We start from the raw sequence: 10876 nt of genomic DNA, 5'->3' as shown, positions 1-10876 counted from the left end.
GGCGCCGGGGCGACCGCCGGAGCCGGGGCCGGAGCTGCGGCGAACGCCGGAGCCGGGGCCGGAGCCACCGCGATCGGGGCCATCGGCGGCGGCCAGGCACACGGCAGCGGAGCCCTCGGCGGCAGCGGAGCCCTCGGCGGCAGCGGAGCCCTCGGCGGCAGCGGAGCCCTCGGCGGCAGCGGAGCACTCGGCGGCAGCGGGGCGCTCCGGGGCAACGGAGCGCTGAACGGCGGCGGGGCCTTGGGCGTGGGCGGCGGGATCCTGAGCGGCAGCGGGGCGCTGGGCGGCGGGGCCGCGGCCGGCGGCAGCGTCACCCCGCAGACCGGCGCCGGCCGGCTCGGGCGGGACCTGCGGGGCGGGATCGGCCTCGGCGCCCGCACCGGCGCCGAACTCCGCGGCCGAGCCGCGGCGGGCTCCGGCAGCGTGCTGGGCGAAGCCGGTATGCTGAGCGGCGCCGTCGGCCGGGGCGCCGGCGCCCGCGGGGGGATCGGCGTGGGCGTCTCCGCCGACGCCTCGGTGCGGGCCGGCGCTCGCGGGAACGGCTCGGGCGCCGGGTCGACCGGCGTCGTCGGGACCGATGTGAACGGCGGGCTCGCCGGCTCCGTCGAGGCCGACGCCCGCCTCGGCCGCCGCGGCGAGTCGGCCGGCGTCCGGTTCGAACTCTCCCGGGCCGACCGCATCCTCGCCCACCGCCTCGCCCAGATCGACCGCATGCGGGACCGGGCGGTCGCCGAGGGTCAGGCCGAACTGCTGGTCCAGTGCGACCGGCTCGAAACGATCGCCCGCGCCCAGTACGAACAGCGGACCCGCGTGGCGACGCAGGTCGGGGCCAACGCCGAGGGCGCCGTCGACGGCGCCGTCGGGACCGCCGGCGCCGTCGGGGCCGGCGTCTCGACGTTCAACGAAGCGAACGTCTCGGGCCGGCTCCTCCAACCCCGGCCGGAACCGATGCCCTCCCCGGTCGTGCCGGTCGGCGGCGTGCAGGGCGAGGTGAGCGGCGAGGTCACCGCGGACGGGTCCGCCTCCGTCTTCCGTCCGGCCCCCATGCCCACGCAGCCCGCTCCCGCTGAGCCGGCCCCGGTCGACCCCAAACCCGAGCCGGCCCCCGGCAAGCCGGTCGAGCCCGCCGCCTCCGGCGAGACGGCCGCCTCCGGCGAAACCGCCGCGTCCGGCGAAACGACCCCGGTCGAGAACTGACGCCGCCGCGGTTCGCCGCCCGTAACGGTTCCGCCGCCCCGGTCGCAGAGTTCGCCCCGCGGCCGGGGTGGCGTGCGTTGGGGAGCAGCGCGGCCGAACCGCCGATCCCCCCGAACCCGCGCGTCGCCGGCGGCAGGCCGACCGCCGTCGAACCGGTTCCCCACGCCGCCGACCGGGGGAGAAGCGCCGGCAGGCGGAGGACCGGCAGGTCCGGCGACGCCGTCAGCTCGGTCCACAGGGGAAACGCCGGTCGGCGCACGCAAACAGGGCGGCGGGAGCGCGTCCCGCCGCCCTGCGGCGACCGATTCGATCTGAACGAGAGTCGGTCAGTCTTCCTCGTCGCTCTCCGGGGTCTCCGGCGCCTCCGGGGTCTCCGGGGTCTCCGGGGCGGCCGGGGTCTCCGGCGCCTCGGCCTCAGGCGGGGTCGTCGGCGTGTCCGGAGCGGACGGGGTCTGCGGAGCCGCCGGAGTCGACGGAGCGGACGGGGTCGACGGTGCGGACGGGGTCTGCGGGGAATCGGCGTTCGGTTCGCCGCCGTTCCCCCGACCGCCGCCGCGATTCTCCGGGGGACCGGCTTCACCGCCCCGGTTGCCCGGAAGGCCGGCGTTGCCGCCGCCCCGGTTCTCCGGAGGGCCGGCTTCACCGCCGCGGTTCCCCGGGGCGCCGGCGTTGCCGCGGCCCGGGTTGTCACGGCCCGGGAGGTCGCGGTTCATGTCGGGGCCGCGGTTTCCGGGGAAGTCGGGCCGCCCGGGGCCGCGATCGGCGTTCTCGCCGCCCGGCCGGCCGCCGGGTTGGGCTCCCGGTTGGCCGTCGGGTTGGCCGCCGAGGCCCGGCGGGGTGCGGTCGAAGGGGCCGCGGCGGCCCGGACCGGCGTTGTCATTCTCGTTGCCGGCGTCCGAACGACGGGCGCGGAACGGCGGCGGCACGTCGCGGCCCTCGTTCATCCCCGGCAGGTCGCCGCGGTCCTGACCTGGTCGATCTTGCCCCGGCTGGTCCTGACCGGGCTGACCGGGCTGGCCCGGTTGGTCGTCGCCGGGACGGTTCGGGTCGTTCCCCCGACCGAGGCCGGGCAGGCCGGCGGGCCGGTCGCCGTCGCGACCGAAGACGTCGCGGGGGTCGAACCCGCGGCCGGGCTCGCGGCGGTCCGGCCGGGCGTCGTCGCCGGGGATCGCGTCGCCGGGGGCCCCGGGGGTCCCGTCGCCGTTCGGCCGGGGCGGCTCGGGCAGGTCCGGGCGACCAAGACCGCGGCCCGGACGATCGCCGTCGCCCGGCTGCTCGGCGTCCGGCTGATCGGCGCCCGGCGGGTTGTCGCCGCGGTTGCCGAAGTTGGGGCGGGCGGTGAGGCGTTCCTCCGCCGCGTCCGCCAATTCGCCCAGATCGAGCTGCCGATCCCGGGCCTGTTCAGCGACGTTCTCCAGGCGCTCGCCCTGGGCGTCGACGGCGGCTTCGAGCCGTTCCAGCCGGTTCCGCTGACGGGTGAGATCGCGGAGGGCGTCCCGTTCCTGCACGGCCTGTTGGATGCGGGGCTGATCCACGGCGACCAGCCGGCCGACGCCGCCGAACCGCTCGCCGGAGACCCGGGCGCCGGCCCCGGCGTTCAGATCGCTGAGGGCGACGGCGAAGTCGGCGAACGTGGCGGGGCGGTCGGCGCCGCCGGTCCGTACGGCTTCGGCGAAGGCCCGGTAGGTCCGCGGCGGGCGGGCCCGTTCGTTCCGCTGATAGAAGGTGCTCCAGGTCTGCAACCGCTCGACGAGGTTCACCTGCCGCCGGGCGTAGTTCCAGCGGTAGTAGGTCAGCAGCGGGTCGGTGTAGCCGTAGCCGAACTGCGGGCTCGCCAGGGCGTACCAGGGCAGCAACGTGATGTTCCGCCGGCCGAGGTCGTAGCGGCCGTCGAATTGGGCGACGGAGTAGTAGTCGCCGTAGTAGTAGTGCTGATACCGCGGCGCGACGAACAGCGTGGTGACCAGCAGTTCCGGGTTCACCACGACGCTCGGCACGTAGCGGGTCCGGGTCACGTAGGTCGGGCCGAAGGTCGCCGGGGCGAACAGCAGGCCGCGGCGCTCCAGCGGGTAGTCCCAGTAGCCCGGGACGAACACGCAGCCGTAGGGGGTCCATTCATAGTAGTCGGGAACCCAGACGTACTCCTCCTGGGCCGGCGCCCAGAAGCCGGGCCGCCAGCGATAGCCGCGGTCGGCCCCGGGGCCGGAGGCGTCGGCGGTCGTCCAGATCCAGCAGCCGGGGACGTAGAAGTAATCGCCCTCCGGGGCGGGGGAGCTGGGGCCGCGTTCCAGCGATTCCGGCGGGTAGGGAAGGTAGTTGACGCTTCGGGTCTGCGTGTCGGCCCAGAAGCCGCTCACCCACTGGTAGCCGCTTTGGGAACCGTCGCTCGCCTCGGCCCAGTAGCCGGGCACCCACTGACGGCCGGCGGGCACGTCCCGCCACATCCCGCTGACCCAGAGGAAGTCCTGCCCGTCGACGTCCCAGCCCCAGTAGCCGGGAATCCATTCGACGTTGTCGCCCTCGGGCCGCTGCTGGGGCGGCAGTTCGTCAATCGGCTCCGGCGGCTGACGTTCGACGATCAGCCCCGGCTCCGGTTGCCCGGCGTAGGGCCGGGCGAAGGCCTCGTGCAGCGGGCCGCGGGTGAGGATCTCCGCGGCGGCGGTCGGGTCGGACAGGCCGACGTCGTCCGGCGCCGCGAGTCCGGCGGAGGGCTCCGGCAGATCCGGCAGGAGCGGGTCCTGCCCGGGCGCGGCCCACGGCAGGAGGAGGAGCGCGGCGGCGCCCCAGGGAAGGCGAGTTCGCATGGCGGGGTCTGAAGATTGCGGAGAGGGGTCGAGGTCGGCGAGAGCCGATCCGCCAACGTTAAAGACTTCCCACGCTCATCCGGCGGCGGGCGCCCGCGCGGCGCGATCGGGAGATCTCGCACCACCGGCCCGGGGCGGGGAAGGGCCGCTCCGGCTGGTCGAGCGCCCCATGTCGCGCACAAAACGACCCGACCGCCGGGGGCGGCCGGGTCGTCGCGCGGCTTCGTCAGGTCGTCGGCACGGCCCGCCGACGGCGCGTCAGGTCGCCGGGCCGGTGAGCCATTTGCGGAGGGCGTTCAGGGCCGTCGCGGCGGCGGCGGCGAGGGCCCCGCCGAGGGCGGCGCCGGTCTCCAGGTTCGGCAACACCTCCGTGGCGAGGTACGTCAGGATCGCCCCGCCGGCCGCCAACGCGGCGCCGCGGAGGATCTTCAATCCGTCCGCCGCGTTCAGGCGGTAACGGGGGGAGGAGGGGACGGTGGCGGTTTGATTCATGGTCGATGTTTGCGAAGAGGGAAAAAGGGGTGAGGCGTAAGGCGTAAGCACGCAGGCGGGGGGCGAAGCGCGAGGGGAGACCGCGACGCGGTCACTTACGCCTTTCCCCTCACGCCTTACCCCTCCCGCGAAGCGGGCCTCAGCCGCCCACGACCTTGGTGACGAACGCGGTGTCCGTGGCGGAGATGCCGCCGAAGTAGCGGGCCTTCACCCGCAGGGCGACGTCCCGCTCGAACGCCGCCGGGCCGTCGCTGCGCTGCAGGAACGTCTGCACGGGCCAGACCTCCGTCCACACGAACTGCTTCTTGAAGTCGCCCAGGTACCAGTCCCGCCGGCCCTCGGCGCCCAGTTCGTCCAGGAAGGGGCTGCTCAGCACCTCCAACCGCCGGTGCGGGTTGCCGGAGACGGTCGTGGTCCCGTCGACCGTGCGGCGAATCTCGGTCGCCTCCACGATCCCGCGGGCCGTGCCGGACAGGCTTTCCGGCACGAGCACCTGGGTCGCCGGGGCGAGGATCGGGCGGCGCTGGCCGTCGATCCGGTCGTCCAGCACCTCGGTGGCCCGGTAGCTGCGAGCGGCGTCCAGGGCGGCCCAATCGTCCAGCGGCAGGGCGGCGGCGTGCGTCGGGCTGGTCGTATTCGCCGGGCCGATCAGGTTCCGATTCGAGCCGTCCGCGGCGTACAGCGCCTCGCCCACGCCGTTCGGGCGATACACCGGGTTGCCGACCTCGGCGTCGGCGACGGCCCGCACGATCGTGCGCTCGCGCTCCTGTCGCAGGCCCTCGCCCAGCCGGATCGCCCGGCGGAAGACCTCGCCGGTCTGGTCGAAGGCGATCAGCTCCTCGGTCACGGAGAGGATTCGGCCCTGCTTGCTCTCCTCGGAGGTGACGAACTTCTCCGCGAAGGTACTTTCCTCGTACTCGTGGCCCTCGGGGATCGTCGTGGGGCCGGCGGTGGCGGTGAAGCCGGCGATCTTCGCCCCCCGCCCGGTCGCCTTCACGACCGTGACGAGCGAGTCGCCGATCAGTCCCGCCGTCGCGTCGTAGCCTTCGGCCACCTTGCGGGCCAGCAGTTCCGCGGTGACCACGCGGAACAGATCCGTGCGGGCGCCGGGGGCGTGCTCGCTGAGCCGCTCTTCGGACAACAGGGCGATCGGGGCCCGGTCCGGGCCGGCCGCGGCCTCCCGCAGGGCGGCGAGCCCGTCGGCGACGCCGCGGTCGCCCGGTCCCCCAAACGACGGGCCGCCGAAGATCCCGCAGGCCTCGGCGAGCCGGCGGAGGCTGAAGTCGTCGGGGGTCAGCGTGCCGGCGGCCAGCAGGTCGCGGGTCTTCTCGTAAAAGGCGGCGGGGCCGAGGGAGTCGATCAGCCCGGCCAGGTCGGTGCGTTGCATAGATCAATCGGTGTTTAAAAGGGAAAATAAAGGGAAATAAACCGTGAGGACGGGGACGCGCCGGACGGCGGTCAGCTCGGGCCGAGGGCCTTGGCGTGGTTGGAGGCGGGGCTGCCCACGGAGGCGAACGCGGCCCGCACGCGGGGGGCGTCCGCGTCGGCGGCCTCCAGCGCCAGCCCAACCGCCGTGATCCGGCCGGCCACCGGGGTGAGGAGTTCGTCGGACAGTTCGCCCCCCGCGTCCGCCGGGGCCAGCGGCGTCCCGAAGGCGCACCCGCCCGCCTCCAGCGCGGGGGCGTAGACGGCCAGCGGGCTCAGATCGACGGAGACCGTCCGGCTCTCGCCGGCCTCCGCGACGGAGTGGGCCACGCCCAGAAACACCTCCGCGAACAGCCCCTGGGTCGCGTTGAGATCCCCCGCCCAGGGCGTGCCCGAGGGCGGCCGGACCACCGACCCCCACAGGCCCACCAGCATGCCGGGGCGGATCGTGAAGGCCGGATCGCTCGGCACCCGCACCAACTGCGTCGGGCCGGTGCGGTAGGTCAAAGCGGACATGGTCGAAGCTCTTTCAGGAAAGGTGGAAAGTCGAAGGTCGAACGAGCCTGAAGCGTCAGCGAGGGTTGGCGTGCCGTACGGGCGGGCGACGCCCGCGTCCCTCGCTGACGCTTCGGGTTGGTGAGGTCTGAAGCCGCCGGCTCAGGCGCCGCGGACGGCCCGCACGAGCAGGGCGGCGGGATCCGGCCCCGTCGCCGCGGGCCGCGACCGGCTCACCGGGCCGACCGGGCAGGGACCGGGGGGGAAGGGGGCGGACGGATCGCCGGGCGGGCGGGCGATGCGGAGCCGCTCCAGCACGGCGACGCGGTCCTCGGCGAGGGAACGGCGGTCGGCGTCGGACGCGGCGGCGACGAGGGCCCGCCGGAACGCCGGCGTCGCCGCCCACCCCGGCAGGCCGCTCTCCTCGATCGCCGCGTCCGCCGCCGCCCGGGCGGAGCGTTCCCGCCGCAACCGGGCCGCCTCGGCCCGGGCCTCGGCCAACTCCTCCCGCAGTCGCCGGGAGTCACTGTCTCCCGAGCTGTCTCCCGACCCGGGAGACACGGACTCCCGCAGGCGGGAGACGGTCGCGGGGAAGGCGACGGCGTCCACGGAGAGCACCTCGCGGATCGCCGTCACCTCGGACCCGTCCGCGGTGCGTTCGGCGAGCACCACGTGGCTCATCCCCACCCGCGGGGCGGCGCCGGCGGCGTCGCCGGCCGCCAGGGCGAGAAAGGTGCGGCCGGCCTCGGTGTCCAACGCGGCCACGTCGCCCCGCAGGCGGCCCTCTTCAAAACGGACGCTCCGCACGCTGCCGACGTAGTCCCGGGCGCTGCGGCCGCGGTCGGTAGGGGCTCCGCGCAGGCCCCGGGTCTCGGCGTGGTCGAGGAACACCGGCGCCCCCTCGTACAACGGGGCGGCGGCCCGCAGCACCGCTTCGGGATAGGCGTAGCCGTTGCGGGACGCGGTCCCGCACAACGCCACGCCGCGGACCACGCGGGCGGCGGCGTCGATCGCCTCGCGGTCCGGCCGCCAGTCGGCGACCCGCTCGGTCAACGGTTCGGGGGACGGGCGGGCGGGGTCGGCGCCGGGGGGACGATCGGGAGGTTTCGGTTCGGTCATCGAATCGCTCTTCGGGGGGCGGGCCGCGGGAACGTGCGGCCTCTACCGAAGGCGAGTCGGGGACCTCTTTTCTCCTAAGCCCCGATCTCCGAGTCGGTTACGCTCACAAACCGGCGCAACGGGGGGCGACCCGCCGCCCGCCGAACCCGGCCCCGGCCGGTTGCGACACGCATCGGAGCGGGACGATACTTCGCCCCCCCGCCCCTTCTCCGGACGCCCCGATGCTCCGCCTGACGACGCCGGTTCTGTTCGCCCTCGGTTCGCTCCTCGCCGGTTTAGCGGCGGGCTGCTCGCCGGCGCCGGACGCCGCGTCCGTGACCGAGGAGGACGGCTTCGAGGGGGAAGACGGCTTCGAGGAGGAGGACCTTTACGGGCTGCCGGAGGAGTTCAGCGCGTTCGTGGGCGACTTCGGGAACGCCTCCTGGGTCGTGCTGTTCGCGCAGGCCCCGATGGACGCGGTGTCCGAGGCGTACGGGGAGGCGGTCGGGGCGGCGGTCGTCCGCGAGGTCCCGGTCACGGCGACGGACGAGGCCGCCTACGGGCCGGACGGCACCGTCGCGGAGGTGACGGGCAGCGACTGGGTGCAGGTCGGCCACCGAATCGGGGTCTGGGAGCCGTTCGACGCCGCCGCGTTCGCCGAGACGCTGAACGCCCCGGTGCTGCTGTTTCAGGGGGAGGACACCAGCGGGTCGGTCTCCCTGGAGCGGCACGCCCCCGGCGAGCCGGTGCGGACGTACCTCACCGCGGACGACCGGGACCTGATGGCGGAGCACGCCGCGTCGATCGGGACCGCCCCCCCGCCGGCGGACGCGGAGATCGTGGACAGCTACGACGCGGCCCTGGAATCGTTGGGCGTCGTGCCGGTGCGGCTGATGGTCCCCGCCCCCGCCGCCGGCCAAAACGCCCCGGACGGGACCGGCGGCGTGATCGCCCCCGAAGCCGAAGCGGCCCAGCTCGTCCGCGTCGACGCCACGCCGGTGACGTTGAATTAGGGCACCCTTCTGCTGATCGTCGCGCGGCTGACCAGCCCGAAGCGCGGGCGGGGCGGCCGCCCTCCTGTGAATGTCATTGTTCTGCATCCGTTGCGTGGAATAGGGCAGTCCGCGATTCCTTCGTATCGATTGCTTGTAGCGCTCGCTGAGCATACGGCCTGAATGCGGGGTTTCCCTTTCGCAGAACGCCCGCAAGGAAATCGACGCTCGCGGGCAGGGCGGCCATTTCGAGCGCCGTCAACACATATAGCGCCACATCGTTCGATTCGTGGACGCGGAACGCGTTTAGCAATTCGTCGAGGCGTTCGCTCGCGTTCTCGGCAAGCTCGTAAGCGATAATATCGGCCCACGCACCGGTCGCCCTGCGATCCAGTATCAGCCGAACGCATTCGTCAACGCCGGGAAACGAGCGATATGTGCGGCCCCATCGCCTGTACTCCGGATCGACATGATCGCGATATCGATCTCGCTTTCCCATGCGTGGCTCTCGCGATGCGGAACGTCTGGCATAACCGGGCCGCCGCGGTTGATGCCCCATTTGAAAACGCGCGATCGGCGGCTCCGCGTTCATGCCATTGTTATCCCAATTAATCCGCTGGTGGCTCGAAGTCATGGACCGCAACGAAAGGCCCGGTACCGTTCTCGCGTTCAAATACCGATCCAACAGGCGCGTCAAGGAATGGGATGACGTCGGGATCGTAATTGGCAATTGTATTGACGTCGTATACAGCGTGATTGTCTGGGTCATCCATGTACTCATCCGATTCGAGACCTGACATGAATCGCCAGCCGCTATCCACATCTCGGTCGGTCGCCTCGCGGTACATAAAGGCGACTTTGTGCCCGCCGCAAGTAATCATGTCCGTGGCAATGCATCCACCATGCCCAGTCGCAAGTGGGCGTATCTGATCAGCCGATAGCCGAAACGGTTTCTTTCTTGGGTCTGTCATGATGGGATAACTACTGTTTATCCGCCGGAACGCAAGATAACGCGCGCACGTTATTCTGCATCGGGCTGGACGTGGTTGTGCGTGCCGCGGGGGCGGACCCCAGGATGTGGGGGCGGGCGGGCCGGAGAACGCGCCGCGGGCCCTGGGGGCGATTTGCCGGCGTTTCGATCTCACCCCGCCCCCGGCGGCCGGTCAAGCGGCGGCCGCGGCGGTCGTTGGGGGGGCCTCACCGCGTGAGGAAGGCCTCGGTGAGGGCGGTGGCGAGTTGTTGGACGGCGGCGGTGAGGGCGGCGCCGGCGGGGGGGAGGTCGGCGACGTCGGTCGGCGGCAGGGCGGCGGGGTCGCGGCCGTTCGCCAGGGCGTCGTCCACATGGGCGGCGGCGGCCTGCTCGGCGGCGGCGGCGGCGGCCTTCGCCCGCTCCCCGCCCACCGTGGCGCAGATCCCCTTGAGCGTGTGGGCCGCCACCCGGGCGGACTCCGCGTCGCCCTTCTCGGCGGCCTGCTGGAAGGTGCGACACAGCGGCGGGGCGTCCTCGGCGAACAGCCCGGCGACCTCCGCCAGCAGCCCGCTGTCCCCGCCCATGCGGGTCAGCGCCGCGGCCCGGTCGAAGACCGCCGGGGCGTCCTCGTCCTCGTCCAAGGCGCCGGGGTCCAGCACGCCCATCTCCGCTGAGCTGTCCGTCAACGACAGCGCGGGGTCGGAGTCCGGCACGGCGGCGGCGGCGGCGGCGGAGCCGACGGCCCCGCGGCTCTCCTTCGCCCGGGAGGCGGCGACGCGGCGGGCCCGGCGGGCGTGCCGTTCGAGCGTGCCGATCAGTTCGTGCACGTCGATCGGCTTGGAGAGGTAGCCGTCCATGCCGGCCTCCAGGCAGCGCTCCCGGTCGCCCTTCAGCGCGTGGGCGGTGAGGGCCAGCACGGGGGTGCGGGGCAGGTCGCGGGCCTCCTCGATGCGGCGCAGCTCCGCGGTGGCCCGCAGGCCGTCGAGCACCGGCATCTGCACGTCCATCAGCACCGCGTCGAACCCGCCGCGGCGGCCGCCGACGGCCTGGGCGTGCACGGGCGTCTTGCCGGCGGCGGCGCGGGCGGCGGCCTGATCGAGGGCCCGGGTGAAGGTCTCCACGCCAGCCCGACCGTTCACCGCGACCGTCACCTTGTGGCCGCGTTTGGTCAGCACCGCGGTGATGACTTTGCGGTTGGCGGCGGTGTCCTCCACCAGCAGGATCCGCAGGCGGGCGGCCTGGGCGGCGGGGGTGACGGAGCGGGACCGTTCGCCGTCGGACTCGTGGATCGGCTCGGCGCCCAGGGCGGCGACGATCGTGTCCAGCAGTTCGCTGCGGGCGATCGGCTTCTCCACGGTGCCCGCCACCCCGGGGGCGTCCAGCTCGGCCCGCCGGCGCCGGCG

The 10876-nt window shown here is 73.9% G+C and carries 9 protein-coding genes and 1 pseudogene; 2 read left to right on the top strand and 8 right to left on the bottom strand.

What is annotated here, in order from left to right; genetic code table 11:
* Positions 1-1197 (top strand): annotated as a pseudogene (locus ACG2DA_RS19220) (hypothetical protein); the annotation flags it as partial.
* A 326-nt stretch (positions 1198-1523) separates the two neighbouring features.
* Here the strand turns inward: ACG2DA_RS19220 and ACG2DA_RS19215 are convergent.
* From ACG2DA_RS19215 to ACG2DA_RS19195, 5 genes are all read right to left on the bottom strand, one after another.
* On the bottom strand, positions 1524-4001 hold the full coding sequence (locus ACG2DA_RS19215; protein ID WP_395257829.1) for a hypothetical protein: 2478 nt from the start codon (positions 3999-4001) through the stop codon (positions 1524-1526).
* A gap of 258 nt (positions 4002-4259) precedes the next feature.
* Positions 4260-4493: a hypothetical protein gene (locus ACG2DA_RS19210; protein ID WP_395257827.1), complete on the bottom strand. Its 234-nt coding sequence runs from the start codon at positions 4491-4493 to the stop codon at positions 4260-4262.
* A 139-nt stretch (positions 4494-4632) separates the two neighbouring features.
* Positions 4633-5880 carry a hypothetical protein gene (locus tag ACG2DA_RS19205; protein WP_395257825.1) on the bottom strand — a complete coding sequence of 416 codons (1248 nt, stop codon included), beginning with the start codon at positions 5878-5880 and terminating at the stop codon, positions 4633-4635.
* A 71-nt stretch (positions 5881-5951) separates the two neighbouring features.
* Positions 5952-6434 (bottom strand): hypothetical protein, encoded by a 483-nt coding sequence (locus ACG2DA_RS19200; protein WP_395257823.1) that lies wholly within the window; start codon positions 6432-6434, stop codon positions 5952-5954.
* 141 nt (positions 6435-6575) lie between these two features.
* Positions 6576-7532, bottom strand: coding sequence for a hypothetical protein (locus ACG2DA_RS19195; protein ID WP_395257821.1), 957 nt, complete (start codon positions 7530-7532; stop codon positions 6576-6578).
* A gap of 221 nt (positions 7533-7753) precedes the next feature.
* Here ACG2DA_RS19195 and ACG2DA_RS19190 point away from each other — a divergent pair, with 221 nt between their 5' ends.
* Entirely contained in the window at positions 7754-8524 is a 771-nt protein-coding gene (locus ACG2DA_RS19190; protein ID WP_395257819.1) for a hypothetical protein, read from the top strand.
* Positions 8525-8597: 73 nt separating this feature from the next.
* On the opposite strand, the gene ACG2DA_RS19185 is transcribed toward ACG2DA_RS19190, so the two are convergent.
* The 3 genes from ACG2DA_RS19185 to ACG2DA_RS19175 form a co-directional block, all read right to left on the bottom strand.
* Positions 8598-9137 carry a hypothetical protein gene (locus ACG2DA_RS19185; RefSeq protein ID WP_395257817.1) on the bottom strand — a complete coding sequence of 180 codons (540 nt, stop codon included), beginning with the start codon at positions 9135-9137 and terminating at the stop codon, positions 8598-8600.
* Positions 9112-9351: a DUF2185 domain-containing protein gene (locus ACG2DA_RS19180; protein ID WP_395257831.1), complete on the bottom strand. Its 240-nt coding sequence runs from the start codon at positions 9349-9351 to the stop codon at positions 9112-9114. The genes ACG2DA_RS19185 and ACG2DA_RS19180 overlap by 26 nt, the downstream gene beginning before the upstream one ends.
* 349 nt (positions 9352-9700) lie before the next feature.
* Positions 9701-10876 (bottom strand): response regulator (locus tag ACG2DA_RS19175; RefSeq protein ID WP_395257814.1); only part of this gene is annotated, 1176 nt, incomplete at its 5' end.

Source organism: Alienimonas sp. DA493 (genome assembly GCF_043951915.1).
In the GTDB taxonomy this organism is placed as follows: Bacteria; Planctomycetota; Planctomycetia; order Planctomycetales; family Planctomycetaceae; genus Alienimonas.
The sequence above is the reverse complement of the archived record's forward strand: the minus strand, read 5'-3'. Positions and strand labels throughout refer to the sequence as shown.